This is a genomic window from Novosphingobium sp. UBA6272 (assembly GCF_002440635.1).
Taxonomy (GTDB): Bacteria; Pseudomonadota; Alphaproteobacteria; order Sphingomonadales; family Sphingomonadaceae; genus Novosphingobium.
Genome location: NZ_DJUW01000016.1, coordinates 48,374 through 64,282, shown reverse-complemented (window position 1 = coordinate 64,282; position 15,909 = coordinate 48,374). Strand labels below are relative to the sequence as shown.

Below are 15,909 nucleotides of genomic sequence, written 5' to 3'. Positions count from 1 at the left end.
TCATCCAAGCGTACCCTTGTCTATGGCCTTACAGTCCGCCAGACTTGACGCCATGAGGGGCCCGATGAACCGCTTGATCAAACTCGCCGCCAGCGCGGTCCTGTCCGCGCTCCTGCTTGCCGCCGCGCCGCCTCCGGCCGTTCCGGGCAAGGTCGATGCCACGCTGCGGCTGGCCTATGGCGGCTATTACCGGGAGAGCGGACCCAACGGGGCGGATTGGGACCAGCCGGTGTTTTCGGCCAAGACCCGCGCGCTGATCCGGGCCTGGAAGAAGCACAATGGCGAAGAGCTGACCGGCCTCTCGTCTTACGGCTGGTTCTGCGAATGCCAGGACTGGCAGGCCAAGCGGTTCAAGCACAAGCGCACCGATCTCCGCCTGCTGTCCCCCGGCAAGGTCGAGGTGAAAGTGCAGTTCACCGCCGGCTGGGACGATTTCCTGACCCAGCGGCTGATTCTGGTGAACGAGGGCGGGCGCTGGCTGATCGATGACCTGTACAGCGACAGCGTGCCCAAGGGCGTCAAGGCCGCGATGCGTGAGGAACTGACCGAGGTTCCGGGCACCTGATGAAGCTGTGGCGCCTCACCCGCGCGCCCTATGTGGCGCTTGACGGCAAGGGGGCGGAGCTCAACGGTGCGCGTTATGCCCCGGCCGGCCAGCCGGTGGTCAGTCTGGCGAGCGAGGCGGGGCTCGCGGTGCTGGTGGCGCTGCGGTACCACCTGCCGGACCTGGCTGCCGCGCCCGCCGATCTGGTGCTTGGCTGGACCGAGGCCGAGGCCGTGCCCGAACGGGTGCCCGATCCGGACGAAGACACGATCCGGGCCTTCATCGGCGAATGGCTGGAAAGCCGCCGCTCGCTGCTCGCCGCAATCCGCTCAAAGGTCTTGCCCGAAACCAATGTGATCTACCTGAACCCGCGCCATCCCGATGCGACGCAGGTGCCGCCGCTCGTCACCCGCCCGTTCAGCTTCGCCGAATGCCTCCACCGCCCGCCGATGCTGGACAGTTTTCTAGGCCACCTCGAATCCTAATCCGGCGATGCGCGCCTGCGCGGTCAGGAAGGGGTGCTCACGCGCCTGAACCAGGTGGTCACCGAAAAGCGCGAATCAGCGAAGGCGCGGCTTGGCACTTCCACCGGGCTGACTTCGTGGATTGCGAAAGACGGGAATGCCACAAGCCGGTTGCTGGCCGGCTGAACCACGACAGGCTCACCCGGCCCGAAGGGGTGAATGCGCAGATCGCCGCCGCGGAAGCCGCGAGGTTGGGCATGGAGGTAATAGACCGCTGTGATCAGCCGATCTCCGCCTTCGGGCCGGTCCTTGCCGACGAAGGTGTCACGATGCGGCTTGAAGAAGTCACCATGGCCATGGGCGGCCAGTCTGAATTCGATATCGTTGTATTTGAAAGGCTTGATCCCGAGTTCGGTTGCGATCTGCGCGAATGCTGCATCCATCCGCACGCGGAAAGGCATCAACTGGCGGCCCAGCCGGTCGCGGGAAATATAGCCCTGCCGCAGATCGGGATGATAAGCCAGCTCGCCATCCACGATGACCTTGCCGCGATCGAAATCGCCGACAGCCAGGCAATGGGCCAGCAATTCCTGGTGGACACTTTCGGGAAGGAAATCATCCAGAATGCAATGGGGAGCAGCGGCCATGGCCGCATCTACCACACCCGTGCTTGACAGCAAGGCAACTTGGGATGGATCGTGCAGCCATGGAGAAAATCTGCATCGTCCTCAACGCCCTGCTGAAACCGATGATCGAACCGCATCTACCCGATTGGGCCGATCTGCGCTGGTACACAACCAAGGAAGAGGCCTTCGCCCTCGCACCCGAAGCCGAGATCGGCTGGTTCGACATGCATTCGAAAGACGACATGGCGCGAGTGTTCGATCTGGCGACGCGGTTGAAGTGGCTCAATTCGATCTATGCCGGGGTCGAGGCGTTCCCGCTCGATGTGCTGGCCCAGCGCGGGGTGGTTCTTACCAACGGCGCGGGGATCAATGCCGTGCCGATCGCCGAATATGTGGTGCTGCTGATGCTGGCCCATTCGAAGAACTACCGCGAGGTCGTTCGCGCGCAGGAGCGGCGCGAATGGCTGAAGGATTCGCCGGGCAAGCGCGAGCTATTCGGCAGTTCGGCGCTGATCCTCGGCTATGGCGCGATCGGACAGGAAGTGGAAAAGCGGCTGGCCGGGTTCGGGATGGGCGTGAGCAAGGTGCGCCGCAGCCCCGGACCGGGGGTGCTCGGGCCCGACGAGTGGCGCGGGCACCTGGGAGAGTTCGACTGGATCGTGATCGCGGTGCCCGCCACGGCAGAGACCGAAGGGATGATCGGTGCGGCCGAACTGGCGGCGATGAAGGCCGATGCGGTGCTGGTCAACGTCGCGCGCGGCTCGGTGATCGATCAGGATGCCTTGACCGAGGCGCTGAATTCCGGGCGGATCGGCGGGGCGCTGCTTGATGTGACCACCCCCGAACCGCTGCCCGAGGATCACCCGCTGTGGGCGCTCGATAACGCGCAGATCACCATGCACCTGACCGGCAAGGCGCAAAACCGCATGTTCCAACGATCCGCCGCGCGGTTTCTGGAAAACCTGGCGCGCTATGGCCGCGGCGAAAGGCTGGAACCGGTGGTCGATTACGCGGCGGGCTACTAAGTCAGCGGTCCTCCAGCAGCAGCAGTTCGGCCGTCACCTCCAGCCGCGGTTCGGGCAGGGCGGTGTGCTCCACCGCGACCACCGCGGCGTCGGCCACCAGCTGGCGGGGCACGGAGAATTCGTGGTCGGGCAGGGCCTCGATAAAGGCTTCGCCCGCTGCCACCGCCTCGGCCCCGGTGAAGGCCATGACCACGCTGTGGCGGGTTCCGGAGAAGGTGACACTGGCCCAGCTCCGTTCGGCATGACGCAGCAATTCGGCCTTGCCGCCAGCCAGTTCCATCAGCGCCGAGAGCAGCGGTAGCCAGGGGGTGCGAGCGCTGCGGCGCGCAGCAGTTAGCATGGCCTGATCGGCCGGGATATCAATTTGCACGGCAATCCTCGCGATAGATGTTCATGAAATGTTCCACACGTTTCGCGGTTGCATCGCGCGGCATTCGGCCGTTGCGCAGATCCTGGACAAAGCGCGGGTCATGCGCGGCAAGCCGCCCGAACTTGGTCCACGGCATTCCGGTTTCGCGCAGAAAGCGCTCGATCCGGGTGATCAGCATGGGGTGGGGGCCTTTCTCTGCTTGGGGGGCGAATCGACTGTAGGAAGAATCCTGTTCAACTCTGCGAAATCCTACTTGTCTAGGAGAAATACATCGACTATGTCGGTTTGATGGTAAACACCGATCCACGCACCCGGCTGCTGCAACTCGCCGGTGAGCGGGGCACCAGCCTCTCCCGCCTGTCGGAGCTGATTGGCCGCAATTCGACCTATCTTCAGCAATTCATCCGCAAGGGCAGTCCGCGCAAGCTCGAAGAGGGTGACCGGCGGACGCTCGCCCGGTTCTTCGGGGTGGAGGAAGGCGAGCTCGGCGCGCCGGAGGAAATTTCCCCAATCCTGCCCGGAAAACCCCCGCGGGGGGACTGGGTCGATGTGCCGCGCCTGCCGCTGGGCGCCTCGGCCGGACCGGGGCTGCTGCCGGGCGAGGAACTGCCGGTCGGCGCCTTCCGCTTCGCGGCGCGCTGGCTGCGCGAACAGGGACTCGATCCTGCGCAGCTTTCGGCAATCCGGGTCGAGGGCGATTCGATGGAAGCGACCCTGCGCGATGGGGACGAGATCCTGGTCGATCGCACCCCCCGGCCCTGGCGCGACGGGATCCACGTGGTCCGCACCGGTGATGCCTTGCTGGTCAAGCGGCTTGACCTCGCCCGACCCGGGGTAGTCGCGCTGGTCAGCGACAATCCCGCCTACCGCACGATCGAGCTGGCACCGGACGAGGTCCAGGTGATCGGCCGGGTGGTGTGGAAGAGCGGGCGGCTGTGAACATGCGGATCGCGCTCTATGAACCCGAGATCGCCGGCAATGTCGGCGCGGTAATGCGATTGGGCGCTTGCCTGGGCGCGGCGGTGGACCTGGTCGAGCCGATGGGTTTTGCCTGGGACGACCGCCGGGTGCGCCGGACCGCGATGGACTATATCGATCATGTCGAAGTGGTGCGGCATGCCGGATTTGAGGCGTTCCGCGCGACGATCGGGGCCAGCCGGCTGGTGCTGTTCACCACCAAGGCCATGCAATCACCCTATGACTTTGCCTTTCGGTCCGACGATATCCTGCTGTTCGGCAAGGAAAGCGCCGGGGTGCCGGCAGACGTCGTCGCGGCGGCCGACGTACGCCTGCGCCTGCCGATGCGGCCCGAGGTCCGTTCGATGAACCTCGCCACCAGTGCTGCGCTGGCTTTGGGCGAGGCGCTGCGGCAAGTTGGAGGATTGCCGGGGTAGGTGGAAATGCATTTCCCGCCTTGCCCTTCGCGCCAAGCCTCGCCACATCAGGCGTCATGAACGACACCACCGCCGAACCGCCCGTCCGCGTCGGGATCATCCCCGTTACCCCGCTGCAACAGAATTGCTCGCTGGTGTGGTGCACGAAAACCATGCGCGGGGCGCTGGTCGATCCGGGTGGGGATCTCGACAAGCTCAAGGCGGCGGTGGCCAAAGTTGGCGTAACAATCGAAAAGCTGCTGATCACCCATGGCCACCTCGATCATTGCGGGCAGGCCGGGATCCTTTCCAGGGAACTGGGCGTGCCGATCGAGGGCCCGCACGAGGACGACCGGTTCTGGATCGAGCAGCTCGCGGCGGACGGCGGCAAATACGGGATGCATGCCGAGACATTCGAGCCCGACCGCTGGTTGCACGACGGCGACACTGTCACGGCCGGCGAAGCCACGCTCGATGTGATTCACTGCCCCGGGCACACCCCGGGTCACGTGGTGTTCCACTATCCCGAAGGCCACCTGGCGATCGTGGGCGATGTGCTGTTTTCAGGATCGATCGGGCGGACCGATTTCCCGCGCGGCAATCACCAGGATCTGATCGATTCGATCACGAAAAAGCTGTGGCCGCTGGGCAACGATGTAACCTTCATTCCCGGCCATGGGCCAACCAGCACATTCGGCCGGGAACGACAGGTCAACGGTTTCGTCAGCGACTACGCGCTGAGTTGACGCGCTAGATCATGCCCAACGCTGTTCCAACCGCGGCTACAACCAGGCAAAGCTGAAAAATCATGCCGATAACCATTCCGACACTGCGCCCGTGCTTGAAGGTGCCGTCCATGCCGATTGCGTGAGCGATCCGACCAAGTAAAAACAAGCCGCCCAGCGGAGCGAGCCAAACTCCGCCTTTTCCGGCCGCTTCGACCAGTCCGACCACCAGGAGAATCAGCGGGGTCTGCTCGATGAAATTCGCCTGAGCGCGCATCCGCCGGATCATCTTCTCGTTGCCACCGTCGCCGACCGAGATGTTCTCGCTCGAACGGACTTCTGCACATCGCCAGCCGAGCCAGAAATTTATCAGCAAAGCTGCTGCGCCAAGGCATAGTGTTGTCGGTAAAATCAAAGTCATTCCACTCTCCCCATCGTCCTTCGCCCCAAACCGGAGCCATCGTGCTTGCAACCCGTGCCGAATTCGCTATAGGCGCGCCTTCGCGTGCCGCCGACCCCAGGGTTTGAGCGCGGTCACACTAGAGCTTTTGTCAATTTTCAGGAACAGGTGCCGCAATGGCTGTCCCCAAAAGAAAAACTTCGCCCTCCAAGCGGGGCATGCGCCGCAGCCATGATGCGCTGAAGGTCCAGGCATTCCATGAATGCCCGAACTGCGGTGAACTGAAGCGTCCCCATAACCTGTGCGGTGCTTGCGGGCATTACAACGGGCGCGAGATCGTCGCGGTCGGGCTCTAAGCCCTTCAACCGGAGTATTCGCGCATGAGCCTGCCGCGTATCGCCGTTGACGCGATGGGCGGCGATGAAGGCGTGCGCGTGATGATCGAAGGCGCGGCGCTGGCCCGCCGCCGCCACGATCGATTCAAATTCCTGCTGGTCGGCGATGAGCAGCGCATCAAGGATGCGCTTGAGCATCATCCCAACCTGCGCGGGGCCAGCGAAATCCTCCATTGCGAAGATGTGGTCGCCGGCGATGAACGCCCGACCCAGGCGCTGCGCCGCGCCAAGACCACCTCGATGGGACTCGCTATCAATGCAGTGAAGACCGGCGAGGCCGGGGCGGCGGTCAGCGCCGGCAACACCGGCGCTTTGATGGCCATGGCCAAGCTGGCGCTGCGAACCATGCCGGGGATCGATCGCCCCGCGCTCTCTGCCCTGCTGCCGACCCTGGGCGACAACGATCTGGTCATGCTTGATCTCGGTGCCAATACCGATTGCGATGCCCGCAACCTGGTCCAATTCGCGATTATGGGTGCGGCCTATTCGCGGATCGTCACCGGATTGGAAGCGCCGCGGGTCCGGCTGCTCAACATCGGGACCGAAGAAACCAAGGGCACCGGCAATCTGCAGGCCGCTGCCGCGCAGCTCAAGGCCGCCGCCGAGGAACTGTCGATGACGTTCGACGGCTTTGTCGAGGCTGACAAACTCGGCCGCGGCGATGTCGACGTGGTGGTGACCGACGGCTTCTCCGGCAATATCGCGCTCAAGGCCGTCGAAGGCACCGCGCGGTTTGTCGCGGACCTGCTGCGCCGCGCCTTTGCCAGCTCGATCCGCTCGAAGTTCGGTTTCCTGGTTTCGCGCCCGGCGACCGAGTTGCTCAAGCATCACCTCGATCCCAACAATCATAACGGTGCGGTATTCCTCGGCCTCAACGGGGTGGTGGTGAAGAGCCACGGCTCGGCCAATGCGATCGGCGTCGCCAATGCCGTGGCGGTTACCGCGCGGCTGCTTGAGGAAAACCTGACAGAACGGATTGCGGCTGACCTGGCCCGGCTGGGCACCGGCAATCTGCGCTCCGTTCCCAAGGCTGCCGAATGACCCGTCGCTCGGTCATGATCGGCACCGGCTCGGCCCTGCCGCAGCGGGTGGTGACCAATCTGGAACTCGCCCAGACCGTCGATACCAGCGACGAATGGATCGTCGAGCGCAGCGGCATCCGCCAGCGTTATGTCGCAGGAGAAGGGGAAACCACTTCGACCCTGGCGATCTCCGCCGCTCGCCGCGCGCTTGAAGCCGCCGGTCTGGAGGGCAAGGACATCGGGCTGATCGTGCTGGCCACGACCACCCCGGACCAGACCTTTCCGGCGACCGCCACGATCGTCCAGGACGCGTTGGGTGCCAATGGCGGGATCGCCTTCGATGTCGCGGCGGTCTGCTCGGGCTTTCTCTATGGCGTTGGCGTAGCAGATTCGATGCTCCGCACCGGCATGGCCACTCGCGCGCTGGTGATCGGCGCCGAAACCATGACCCGCCTGCTCGATTGGGACGATCGCGCCACCTGCGTGCTGTTCGGCGACGGGGCCGGGGCGGTCGTGCTGGAAGCGCGCGAGGTGGAAGAAGACGGCCCCGGCGTACTGGCGACTCATCTTCATGCCGACGGCGCGCATAATGAGCTGCTCTATGTCGATGGCGGCCCCTCGACCACGCAGAGCGTCGGGCACTTAAGGATGAAGGGGCGCGAGGTGTTCCGCCATGCGGTGGTCAACCTTGCCGATGTGCTTTCCAGTATCCTGACCGAATGCGGCCTCAGCCCCGCCGATCTCGATTGGGTCGTGCCGCACCAGGCCAACCAGCGGATCCTTGATGCAACCGCCAAAAAGCTGGGTTTGCCGCCGGAAAAAGTGGTTGTGACGGTAGACCGCCACGCCAACACTTCGGCTGCATCAGTGCCCTTGGCGCTTGATACGGCGGTGCGTGATGGCCGGATCAAGCAAGGCGATCTGATCGTGCTCGAGGCGATGGGCGGTGGCTTCACCTGGGGCGCATGCTTGCTCCGAGTCTGAGCAACAGCGGATAACCTTCCGTAATCGCGCGATTGCGTTGCAATTTGGCGACGAATTTGTAAGCTCTGCGAATCTAGAGGTCGCGTCTCTGGCTATGGAAAGGTGCTGGTGCGCTCCATGACTACTCTTACACGAGCCGATCTGGCTGAAGCCCTCAATCGCAAGCTCGGCCTTTCACGGTCCGAATCGCTTTCGATGGTGGAATCGATTCTCGATCACATGAGCGGCGCGCTTGAAGGCGGCGAAAGTGTGAAGATCTCCGGTTTCGGCACTTTCCTGCTGCGCGACAAGGCCCAGCGGATCGGCCGTAACCCCAAGACCGGGGTCGAAGTGCCGATCACCCCGCGCCGGGTGCTGACCTTCCGGGCCAGCCAGATGCTCAAAGAGCGGATCGCCAAGGGATGAGCGAAGAGGGACTCTTCGACCGACCGGCACAGCCTGCGGGCTATGCCGACGGCAAGGATCCCGAAGCCCTGCGCACGATCGGCGAAGTCGCCAAGGCGCTTGGCATCCGTCAGCATGTCCTGCGCTATTGGGAAGAGCAGTTCCCGATGCTCAAGCCGCTCAAGCGCAGCGGCGGGCGGCGGTATTACCGGACCGAGGATGTCCGGCTGGTCGAAACGATCGACCGGCTGGTCCACCGTGAAGGCTATACCCTGAAAGGCGCCAAGAAGACGCTGCAAACCGGCGGGCGTCAGGCTGCGGCTTCCGTGGACGAGCCTACCCAACAAGCCTCGGTGGCAACCCCGCCGCTTTCGGCAATGAGCGCCAACTTCGCGCTGCGCGCGCGGTTGATTTCGCTGCGGACCACACTGGTCAACGCGCTGCACGAGGCTTAAAGCCTCCCTCACGAGAGTGAGGACCCCTTCCATGACGCAGACATACGACGCCGATCTTGCGCTGTTCATCAACGGCAGCTGGCAAATCGGCGAGGGCCGCGACCTGTTCCCCGTGGTCAATCCCGCCACTGGCGATGCGATTGCCGAAGTGCCGCTGGCTACCCCGGCCGATCTTGATGCCGCCCTGGCCGCCGCCGAAACCGGCTTCTCCCTGTGGAAGGCGACCCCGGTCGAACAGCGGGCAGCGGTGCTGCGCAAGACCGCGGCGCTGCTGCGCGAACGGGCGGATTCGATCGCGACCCTGCTGACCCTGGAGCAGGGCAAGGTCCTGGCCGAGGCCCGGGCCGAAGTGATGGGCAGCGCGCAGATTTTCGACTGGTGCGCCGAAGAGGCCAGCCGGATCTATGGCCGCGTCCTGGTCCGCCCGACGGGGCAGCGCTCGCTGGTTACGCGTCAACCGGTCGGTCCGGTCGCCACCTTCAGCCCCTGGAATTTCCCGGTCTACCTGATGGCCAAAAAGCTGGCTCCGGCCTTGGCAGTCGGTTGCTCGGTGATCGCCAAGCCGCCCGAGGAAACCCCCGGCTGCACCGGCGCGCTGATGCGCTGCCTGATCGATGCCGGTCTGCCGACTGGTGTTGCCCAGCTGGTCCATGGGGTGCCAGACATGGTCAGCCGCCACCTGATCGCCAGCCCGGTGATCCGCAAGGTCAGCTTCACCGGATCGACCCCGGTCGGCAAACACCTGATGCGGCTGGCGGCGGATAGCCTGACGCGGGTGACGATGGAACTGGGCGGCCACGCCCCGGTGCTGGTGTTCGAGGATTGCGATCTGGACAAGACGCTCGACATGGTGGTGCCGCAGAAGTTCCGCAACGCCGGCCAGGTCTGCGTCAGCCCGACCCGGTTCTATGTCCAGGAATCGATTTACCAGCGCTTTGTCGATGGCTTCGCGGCGCGGACGCAAAGCGTCACCCCGGGTTCCGGCCTTGATGCCGACAGCAAGATGGGGCCACTGGCCAATGTCCGCCGCCCGGGCGCGATCGAGGCGCTGGTCGAGGATGCCGCCGCCAAGGGGGCCAAGGTCATGGCTGGGGGCAAGCGCGGAAACGCCGGCTTCTTCTTCCAACCGACCCTGCTGGCCGACGTGCCCGACAGCGCCGATATCATGAACAACGAACCGTTCGGTCCGGTCGCCGTGGCGGCCCCGTTCTCAAACCTGGAAGACGCGCTGACCAAGGCCAACCGGCTGCCTTATGGCCTCGCCGCATTTGCCTTTACCGAGAACCTGCGCACCGCCAACCTGCTGGGCGACGGGATTGAAAGCGGGATGGTCGGGATCAACACCTTCGCGATCAGCGTTGCCGATGCGCCGTTCGGCGGGGTCAAGGATTCCGGCTTTGGCAGCGAAGGCGGGATGGAAGGCATGGACAGCTATCTGGTAACCAAGGCGATCCATCAGGCCTGAACTATCAGCTCGATCCGGGGCCAAGCTCCGGATCGAGATCGCGCGGGCGGGTCAGGTGGACCAGCCGTCCGCAATTGTCCTTGAGGTCAGACCATTTGTCGATGTCGAGTTCCAGCACCGCGAAGCTTGCGGTGGGGAACTTGACCTCGACCACGTCGCGCAGCGGGCTGGAGCCATCGTCGGGGACCAGGTCGAAGATCAGGTCTTCGAGACCCGGATTGTGGCCGACCATCATCACGGACTTGGGATCGCCCTCGGTCTCGCGCAGCAAATCGGCGAGGGTCGCGCTGCTGGCGAGGTAGATCCGCCGGTCCCAGTTGACCGCGACCGGGCGGCCCGCGGCCTCGCAGGCGATCTCGATCGTTTCGGCGCAGCGGATTGCGGGGGAGGAAATCATCCGGTCCCAGCGCACCCCGTGATCGCGCACGTGCCGGCCCATCACCGCCGCGCCCTTGCGTCCGCGCGCGTTGAGCGGGCGATCGAAATCGCGGGCGCGCGGATCTTGCCAATCGGACTTCGCGTGGCGGAACAGGCCGAGGATCTTCAAGTGGCGCTCTCTTGCTTGGCGGGCTGCCCTGAAACACTGGCAGCGACGTGTTGTAAAGCCTGATCGAGTGTCAACCGCGTGACAGGGGTGCCGGCCGGAAAGGCCGAGAGCAGCCGGCTGGGGAAGGCGGCAGACAAGACGACGAAGATCCCGTGATCGTCGCGGCTGCGGATCAGCCGTCCGAAAGCCTGGGCCAGCCGGGCGCGGATGATCCGGTCGTCGAAGGCCTGACCGCCGCCGGCGAGGCGCCGGGCGCGGTGCAGGATCGAAGGCTTGGGCCAGGGCACTTGCTCCATCACCACCAGTCGCAGCGAATGGCCGGGCACGTCGACCCCGTCGCGCAGCGCATCGGTGCCGAGCAGCGAGGCGCGCGGATCGTCGCGGAAAATATCGACCAGGGTGCCGGTATCGATCGGATCGACGTGCTGCGCGAACAGCGGCAGACCGCCGCGCGCCAGCCGGTCGGCGATCCGGCCGTGGACCGCGCGCAGCCGGCGGATTGCCGTGAACAGCCCCAGCGCGCCGCCGCCAGCGGCCTCGATCAGGCGGGCATAGGCCCCGGCCAGCGCGGCAAGATCGCCCTTGGGGACATCGGTCACGATCAGCACTTCGGCCTGGGAACCATAATCGAACGGACTGTCAAAGCTCGACAGGCGGGGAGCAATACCCAGTTCGCCCGCGCCCGAATGGGTCACGGCGCCCTCCCAGTCCGGCCCGTCCTTCAGCGTTGCGCTGGTCAGCATCACCCCGTGCGCGCCATCCAGCACCGTGCGCGCGAACGGCTTCATCGGATCGAGCCAGCGGCGGTGGATCCCGATATCAAACTCGCGCGCCTCGGCCCGCTCGACCGCCAGCCAATCGACGAACAGCGGGTCGGCCGGCCCGCCAAGTCGTTCGAGCAGGGCTTCCCATGCCGCCAGCAGGTCGATCCGCCAGGTCAGCGAATGGCGCGCGCCGTCGATCCGGGCGCGTCCCGGGCCGTCGAGCCAGTCGGGCGGTTCGGCCAGGATCGCTTCGAGCCGCACGCCGAGCCGGATCAACGGGGTGCGCAACTCGGCCAGAGCCTGCTGCGCGGCGCTGGCGCGTTCGATAAAGCTGCCGTCAAGCTGGGCGGCTTCGGTTTCAAGGCCATAGCCTGCTTCCTGCCCGCCGCTTTCATCGCGGGCATAAACCGTGGCACGGACTGCGGTGAGCAGCTCCTCGAGCGGTCCCGAAGGCGCGTTCTCGTTGATCCGTTGCAGCCAGCCATCGCCGGGCAGGGCCTCTGCCGCATGGCGGGCCGCGGCGATTGCCTTGCCGCCGGCCTCATCATAGCTGGCGATATCCGCCAGTCGTGCAGACAGCCCGCGGCGCCGGCCCTTGGATCCGCGTTCCGGGCCGATTACCCAGCGCCGCAGCTCGATCGTTTCGGCCCCGGTCAGGGCGGCGGCGAAGGTCGAATCCGCCGCTTCGAACACGTGGTGTCCTTCGTCGAAAACGATCCGGGTCGGGCGCTGCGCGGCATCGCGGCCGCGCGCGGCGTTGACCATCACCAGCGCGTGGTTGGCGATCACCAGATCGGCCTGGGCGCTGGCCCGCGCGGCGCGTTCGATGAAGCATTTGCGGTAGTGCGGGCAGCCGGCATAGACGCATTCGCCGCGCTGGTCGGTCAGCGCCTTGACCCCGCGCTGGCGGAACAGCGTGCCGAGCCAGCCGGGCAGGTCGCCGCCGATCAGGTCGCCATCCTGGCTATAGGCCGCCCAGCGCGCCACCAGTTGCGCCATGATCGCCGCTCGCCCGGTGAAGCCGCCTTGCAGCGCGTCTTCCAGGTTGAGCAGGCACAGGTAGTTTTCGCGCCCCTTGCGCACCACCACCGGCTGGCTTCCGTCCGCGCGGCGCCCCGGCCAGGCGCGGCTACTCTCGCGGCGGAGCTGGCGTTGCAGCGCCTTGGTATAGGTTGAAACCCAGACCGTGCCGCCCGACTGCGCCGACCAGGTTGAGGCCGGGGCGAGATAGCCCAGCGTCTTGCCGATCCCGGTCCCGGCCTGGGCAAGCAGCAGGTGCGGCTGGCCTTCACGGCGGCGCGGTTCGAACAGATGCGCTGCTTCCTGGGCATAGGCGGCCTGGGCCGGGCGGCTTTCCGCTCCGTCCCCGGTCAGGCGGCCCAATTCCGCCGCGATCGCAGCCGGATCGATCGCAACCTGCGCGGGCTGCGGACGCTCGGGCGCTTCCTCCCATTCGGGCAGGCGCGCGAACAGCCAGCGCTCGGCCTTGGCAGGTGCCGAAATGCGGGCGGTCAGCAATGGAGCCCAGGTCCAGCGCAGCCGGGTCAGGTTCTGGAGTGCAGACCAGGCGCCTTCACGCTCGGCCCAGTCGGGCTGCTGGCAGGTCGCCAGCAACTGCTCGGCGGCTTGCTGGAGCAGGGCAGGAACCGCATCGTCGCCGGTGGGCTCGGCCAGACCCAGCGCATGAGCGAGGCCTTTGGGCGTCGGCACCACAAACCGCGCTGGAAAAACGAAGGCGTAAAGTTCCAGCAGGTCGAGCCCGGACAGGTCGGGATAGCCAAGCCGCGAGGCAATCAGCGGCGCATTGAGCAGCAGCAGCGGGGTATCGGCGGCGGCAACGATTGCCTCACCCTTGGCCACCCCGCGCGTCGCGCCATGGCCATCGCGCAGCCAGCATCCGCCGTGGCTGGCGTGCAAGGCGGGAAGGGGCAGTGCGTCGCTCACGCGGTAGCGTTAGAACGGAAATGGAACACTCCGCAAGCGGTTGACCGGGCCTTTGCCCTGCGCCAGCGTCGCTCCATGACGAATCCCGCCCGCGCCGCGCTGATCGATCGCCTGCCCAAGGCTGAGTTGCACCTTCACATCGAAGGTTCGCTTGAACCGGAGCTGCTATTTGCCCTGGCCGCACGCAACGGCGTGGCGATCCCCTTTGCCAGCGTGGAAGAGGTGCGGGCGGCCTATTCCTTCTCGAACCTGCAGGATTTTCTCGACATCTATTACCAGGGCATGTCGGTGCTGCAGACCGAGCAGGACTTCTTCGATCTGACCTGGGCCTACCTCGAGCGCGCCCATGCCGATACCGTCCGCCACGTCGAGATCTTCTTCGATCCGCAGGGCCATACCGAACGCGGCGTCGCCTTCGAGACCGTGCTGGACGGTATCGAGCGCGCGCTGAAGGCAGGCGAGGTGCAGCTTGGGATCAGCTACCGGCTGGTCATGTGCTTCCTGCGCCACCTCAGCGAAGCCGATGCCGAGGCGACGCTCGACCAGGCTCTGCCGCATCTGGAGCGAATTCACGGTATCGGCCTCGACAGTTCCGAGGTCGGCCACCCGCCCAGCAAGTTCCAGCGCGTCTTCGCCCGCGCCCGTGAACTGGGCCTCCATGTCACCGCCCATGCCGGCGAGGAGGGGCCGCCCGAATATGTCCAAGAGGCTCTCGACCTGCTGGAAGTGGAGCGGATCGACCACGGCAACCGCGCGCTGGAAGATCCGGCGCTGGTCCGGCGGATTGCTGACGAAGGCCTGACACTGACGGTCTGTCCTCTGTCCAACCTGCGGCTCTGCGTGATCGGGGACCTGGCGCAAAGCCCGGTGCGGCGGATGTTGGAGCTTGGCCTCAAGGCGACGGTCAATTCCGACGATCCGGCCTATTTCGGGGGCTACATCAACGCCAATTTCCACGCCGTTGCCGAGGCGCTGGACCTGAGCGAAGCGGAGATCGTCCGGTTGGCGGAAAACAGTTTCACCGGATCGTTCCTGCCGATGGCCGACCAGATCCAGCACCTCGCCGAGATCGCCGAGGTGGCCGGTGGTCGATAAGGTCTATCTCACCGCCGACCGCTTGCTGGAGGACAGCTTCGCGCTGGCCAATCTGGTGCTCGAATCGGGCTTTCGCCCCACCCACATCGTTGGGATCTGGCGCGGCGGCGCGCCGGTCGGGATCGCGGTGCAGGAACTGCTGGCCTATCGCGGGGTCGAAACCGACCACATCGCGATCCGCACCGCCAGCTATTCCGGGATCGACCGGCAAGACAAGGAAGTGCGGGTCTATGCGCTTGGCTATCTGATCGACGTGCTGAACCCGGAAGATCGCCTGCTGGTGATTGACGATGTGTTCGATACCGGCCGTTCGGTCGAGGCGTTCCTCAAGGAGCTGAAGACCCGCTGCCGGCACAACACGCCCGACACGATCCGCATCGCCACAGCCTATTACAAGCCAAGCCGCAACCAGACCGCGCTGAAGCCCGATTATTTCGTCCACCAGACCGAGGAGTGGCTAGTCTTTCCCCATGAAATCTGCGGCTTGACGGAACAAGAGATCCGCGCGCACAAACCGGGGGCAGCGCTGATCCTGAAGGATCACGGCTAGGCAGCGGGAGGGGGCATGAGCGACTACGATCAGGGACTGGAAGAGGAAGCGGCGCACGATCGTCGTGGCAAGGTGCTGCTTCAGGCAGTGCTGGGCCTGCTGGTGGTGGTTGGGGCGGTCACCGGTCTCTATTTCTGGCATGACCGCTACAACATCACCAGCGAGGAGCGCTTCGAGCGCGAAGTGGCCGAGAACAAGGACGCGGCAGTGGTGCTGGTCCCGCTCCGCACGTTGTACCCTTACGAATACCGGCGGCTGCGCCAGGAAACGACCGAGGCTTATAACCTCGAGAAGGAAGGTCTGGTGCTGGACCGCCTGCCGTTCGATTTCCTCGACGGATTTCGCAAGCGCCATGCGGCCGAGGCCTTGATGGGCGGGGATGCGGAATCGCTCGCCTTTGCAGCGGCTTATGCCGCTCTGTTCGAAGAAGCTGCAAAGAACAAGGCGCTGTGCGAGGTGATGTTCGGCAATGAAGACAAGATTTCCGATCCGGCCGTGGTGCTGAAGCAGAAACCGTTCACCCGGATGTATGCCGCCTTCATCACCCTGGCCGCTTCAGGCAAGAAGCAGCAGATCCGGCGAGAGCAAACTAAGTTCGCAGATTTACAGGCCTTCTGGGGTGAGGTCCGCAAACTCAATCCCAAGCCGAAGTACACCTATCCGCTGCAACCGGCGGATCGCTGTCAGCAGGCCAATTTCACCGGAAGGGCGATCATGGCCCAGCCAGAAGAACGGCGGATCAAGCTGATTGCGATTCTGCTGCAGGGCTGGCGTTAG

21 protein-coding genes are annotated in these 15,909 nt (G+C 65.2%); 15 read left to right on the top strand and 6 right to left on the bottom strand.

Annotation, left to right across the window (positions count from 1 at the left end; genetic code table 11):
- The first annotated feature begins 64 nt into the window (after positions 1–64).
- Together B2V17_RS08325 and B2V17_RS08320 are read left to right on the top strand one after the other, a co-directional pair.
- The gene (locus B2V17_RS08325; protein ID WP_292996877.1) at positions 65–565 is read left to right on the top strand and encodes a DUF3828 domain-containing protein; all 501 of its coding nucleotides are present in this window, start codon (positions 65–67) and stop codon (positions 563–565) included.
- Positions 565–1,029, top strand: a complete 465-nt coding sequence (locus tag B2V17_RS08320; protein ID WP_292996876.1) for an RES family NAD+ phosphorylase — start codon at positions 565–567, stop codon at positions 1,027–1,029. Before B2V17_RS08325 ends, B2V17_RS08320 begins: the two co-directional genes overlap by 1 nt.
- Before the next feature lie 23 nt (positions 1,030–1,052).
- Here the strand turns inward: B2V17_RS08320 and B2V17_RS08315 are convergent, their stop codons facing one another.
- The gene (locus tag B2V17_RS08315) at positions 1,053–1,655 is read right to left on the bottom strand and encodes a 2OG-Fe(II) oxygenase (protein WP_292996875.1); all 603 of its coding nucleotides are present in this window, start codon (positions 1,653–1,655) and stop codon (positions 1,053–1,055) included.
- 59 nt (positions 1,656–1,714) lie between these two features.
- Between B2V17_RS08315 and B2V17_RS08310 the strand changes: the two genes are divergently transcribed.
- Positions 1,715–2,659, top strand: a complete 945-nt coding sequence (locus B2V17_RS08310; protein ID WP_292996874.1) for a D-2-hydroxyacid dehydrogenase — start codon at positions 1,715–1,717, stop codon at positions 2,657–2,659.
- A 1-nt stretch (position 2,660) separates the two neighbouring features.
- On the opposite strand, the gene B2V17_RS08305 is transcribed toward B2V17_RS08310, so the two are convergent.
- Both B2V17_RS08305 and B2V17_RS08300 read right to left on the bottom strand, forming a co-directional pair.
- Entirely contained in the window at positions 2,661–2,999 is a 339-nt protein-coding gene (locus B2V17_RS08305) for a hypothetical protein (RefSeq protein WP_292996873.1), read from the bottom strand.
- A 19-nt stretch (positions 3,000–3,018) separates the two neighbouring features.
- On the bottom strand, positions 3,019–3,207 hold the full coding sequence (locus B2V17_RS08300) for a hypothetical protein (RefSeq protein WP_292996872.1): 189 nt from the start codon (positions 3,205–3,207) through the stop codon (positions 3,019–3,021).
- Between the two features lie 110 nt (positions 3,208–3,317).
- Here B2V17_RS08300 and B2V17_RS08295 point away from each other — a divergent pair, with 110 nt between their 5' ends.
- Genes B2V17_RS08295 through B2V17_RS08285 form a run of 3 tightly spaced genes read left to right on the top strand, consistent with a single transcriptional unit; the run spans position 3,318 to position 5,148 of the window.
- On the top strand, positions 3,318–3,968 hold the full coding sequence (locus B2V17_RS08295; protein ID WP_292996871.1) for a S24 family peptidase: 651 nt from the start codon (positions 3,318–3,320) through the stop codon (positions 3,966–3,968).
- A 2-nt stretch (positions 3,969–3,970) separates the two neighbouring features.
- On the top strand, positions 3,971–4,423 hold the full coding sequence (locus tag B2V17_RS08290; protein WP_292996996.1) for a tRNA (cytidine(34)-2'-O)-methyltransferase: 453 nt from the start codon (positions 3,971–3,973) through the stop codon (positions 4,421–4,423).
- Between the two features lie 56 nt (positions 4,424–4,479).
- Positions 4,480–5,148: an MBL fold metallo-hydrolase gene (locus B2V17_RS08285; protein ID WP_292996870.1), complete on the top strand. Its 669-nt coding sequence runs from the start codon at positions 4,480–4,482 to the stop codon at positions 5,146–5,148.
- A gap of 4 nt (positions 5,149–5,152) precedes the next feature.
- Here the strand turns inward: B2V17_RS08285 and B2V17_RS08280 are convergent, their stop codons facing one another.
- Positions 5,153–5,548: an MAPEG family protein gene (locus B2V17_RS08280; protein ID WP_292996869.1), complete on the bottom strand. Its 396-nt coding sequence runs from the start codon at positions 5,546–5,548 to the stop codon at positions 5,153–5,155.
- Positions 5,549–5,703: 155 nt separating this feature from the next.
- Between B2V17_RS08280 and rpmF the strand changes: the two genes are divergently transcribed.
- The 6 genes from rpmF to B2V17_RS08250 all read left to right on the top strand — a co-directional run bounded on the left by rpmF (position 5,704) and on the right by B2V17_RS08250 (position 10,232).
- The gene (gene rpmF, locus B2V17_RS08275) at positions 5,704–5,883 is read left to right on the top strand and encodes a 50S ribosomal protein L32 (RefSeq protein WP_292996868.1); all 180 of its coding nucleotides are present in this window, start codon (positions 5,704–5,706) and stop codon (positions 5,881–5,883) included.
- 24 nt (positions 5,884–5,907) lie between these two features.
- The gene (gene plsX, locus B2V17_RS08270) at positions 5,908–6,963 is read left to right on the top strand and encodes a phosphate acyltransferase PlsX (RefSeq protein ID WP_292996867.1); all 1,056 of its coding nucleotides are present in this window, start codon (positions 5,908–5,910) and stop codon (positions 6,961–6,963) included.
- Positions 6,960–7,928 (top strand): beta-ketoacyl-ACP synthase III, encoded by a 969-nt coding sequence (locus B2V17_RS08265; protein ID WP_292996866.1) that lies wholly within the window; start codon positions 6,960–6,962, stop codon positions 7,926–7,928. The genes plsX and B2V17_RS08265 overlap by 4 nt, the downstream gene beginning before the upstream one ends.
- Positions 7,929–8,045: 117 nt before the next feature.
- Positions 8,046–8,333 carry an integration host factor subunit alpha gene (locus tag B2V17_RS08260; RefSeq protein WP_292996865.1) on the top strand — a complete coding sequence of 96 codons (288 nt, stop codon included), beginning with the start codon at positions 8,046–8,048 and terminating at the stop codon, positions 8,331–8,333.
- Positions 8,330–8,767 carry a MerR family transcriptional regulator gene (locus B2V17_RS08255; protein ID WP_292996864.1) on the top strand — a complete coding sequence of 146 codons (438 nt, stop codon included), beginning with the start codon at positions 8,330–8,332 and terminating at the stop codon, positions 8,765–8,767. The genes B2V17_RS08260 and B2V17_RS08255 overlap by 4 nt, the downstream gene beginning before the upstream one ends.
- 31 nt (positions 8,768–8,798) lie before the next feature.
- A complete protein-coding gene (locus B2V17_RS08250; RefSeq protein ID WP_292996863.1) occupies positions 8,799–10,232 on the top strand; it encodes an NAD-dependent succinate-semialdehyde dehydrogenase in 1,434 nt (477 codons plus the stop codon).
- 4 nt (positions 10,233–10,236) lie between these two features.
- On the opposite strand, the gene B2V17_RS08245 is transcribed toward B2V17_RS08250, so the two are convergent.
- On the bottom strand, positions 10,237–10,779 hold the full coding sequence (locus B2V17_RS08245; protein WP_292996862.1) for a SixA phosphatase family protein: 543 nt from the start codon (positions 10,777–10,779) through the stop codon (positions 10,237–10,239).
- Entirely contained in the window at positions 10,776–13,487 is a 2,712-nt protein-coding gene (locus B2V17_RS08240; RefSeq protein ID WP_292996861.1) for an ATP-dependent DNA helicase, read from the bottom strand. Before B2V17_RS08240 ends, B2V17_RS08245 begins: the two co-directional genes overlap by 4 nt.
- A gap of 75 nt (positions 13,488–13,562) precedes the next feature.
- Between B2V17_RS08240 and B2V17_RS08235 the strand changes: the two genes are divergently transcribed.
- Genes B2V17_RS08235 through B2V17_RS08225 form a run of 3 tightly spaced genes read left to right on the top strand, consistent with a single transcriptional unit; the run spans position 13,563 to position 15,909 of the window.
- Positions 13,563–14,582: an adenosine deaminase gene (locus B2V17_RS08235; protein WP_292996860.1), complete on the top strand. Its 1,020-nt coding sequence runs from the start codon at positions 13,563–13,565 to the stop codon at positions 14,580–14,582.
- Positions 14,572–15,132, top strand: coding sequence for a phosphoribosyltransferase (locus B2V17_RS08230; protein ID WP_292996859.1), 561 nt, complete (start codon positions 14,572–14,574; stop codon positions 15,130–15,132). The genes B2V17_RS08235 and B2V17_RS08230 overlap by 11 nt, the downstream gene beginning before the upstream one ends.
- Positions 15,133–15,147: 15 nt before the next feature.
- On the top strand, positions 15,148–15,909 hold the full coding sequence (locus B2V17_RS08225; RefSeq protein ID WP_292996858.1) for a hypothetical protein: 762 nt from the start codon (positions 15,148–15,150) through the stop codon (positions 15,907–15,909).

Coding starts and splice junctions, on each gene's coding strand:
- B2V17_RS08280 (WP_292996869.1), bottom strand. CDS start 5,548: ATGACTTTGATTTTACCGACAACACTATGCCTTGGCGCAGCAGCTTTG.
- B2V17_RS08255 (WP_292996864.1), top strand. CDS start 8,330: ATGAGCGAAGAGGGACTCTTCGACCGACCGGCACAGCCTGCGGGCTAT.
- B2V17_RS08315 (WP_292996875.1), bottom strand. CDS start 1,655: ATGGCCGCTGCTCCCCATTGCATTCTGGATGATTTCCTTCCCGAAAGT.
- B2V17_RS08250 (WP_292996863.1), top strand. CDS start 8,799: ATGACGCAGACATACGACGCCGATCTTGCGCTGTTCATCAACGGCAGC.
- plsX (WP_292996867.1), top strand. CDS start 5,908: ATGAGCCTGCCGCGTATCGCCGTTGACGCGATGGGCGGCGATGAAGGC.
- B2V17_RS08260 (WP_292996865.1), top strand. CDS start 8,046: ATGACTACTCTTACACGAGCCGATCTGGCTGAAGCCCTCAATCGCAAG.
- B2V17_RS08290 (WP_292996996.1), top strand. CDS start 3,971: ATGCGGATCGCGCTCTATGAACCCGAGATCGCCGGCAATGTCGGCGCG.
- B2V17_RS08320 (WP_292996876.1), top strand. CDS start 565: ATGAAGCTGTGGCGCCTCACCCGCGCGCCCTATGTGGCGCTTGACGGC.
- B2V17_RS08265 (WP_292996866.1), top strand. CDS start 6,960: ATGACCCGTCGCTCGGTCATGATCGGCACCGGCTCGGCCCTGCCGCAG.
- B2V17_RS08300 (WP_292996872.1), bottom strand. CDS start 3,207: ATGCTGATCACCCGGATCGAGCGCTTTCTGCGCGAAACCGGAATGCCG.
- rpmF (WP_292996868.1), top strand. CDS start 5,704: ATGGCTGTCCCCAAAAGAAAAACTTCGCCCTCCAAGCGGGGCATGCGC.
- B2V17_RS08235 (WP_292996860.1), top strand. CDS start 13,563: ATGACGAATCCCGCCCGCGCCGCGCTGATCGATCGCCTGCCCAAGGCT.
- B2V17_RS08295 (WP_292996871.1), top strand. CDS start 3,318: ATGGTAAACACCGATCCACGCACCCGGCTGCTGCAACTCGCCGGTGAG.
- B2V17_RS08305 (WP_292996873.1), bottom strand. CDS start 2,999: ATGCTAACTGCTGCGCGCCGCAGCGCTCGCACCCCCTGGCTACCGCTG.
- B2V17_RS08285 (WP_292996870.1), top strand. CDS start 4,480: ATGAACGACACCACCGCCGAACCGCCCGTCCGCGTCGGGATCATCCCC.
- B2V17_RS08325 (WP_292996877.1), top strand. CDS start 65: ATGAACCGCTTGATCAAACTCGCCGCCAGCGCGGTCCTGTCCGCGCTC.
- B2V17_RS08310 (WP_292996874.1), top strand. CDS start 1,715: ATGGAGAAAATCTGCATCGTCCTCAACGCCCTGCTGAAACCGATGATC.
- B2V17_RS08225 (WP_292996858.1), top strand. CDS start 15,148: ATGAGCGACTACGATCAGGGACTGGAAGAGGAAGCGGCGCACGATCGT.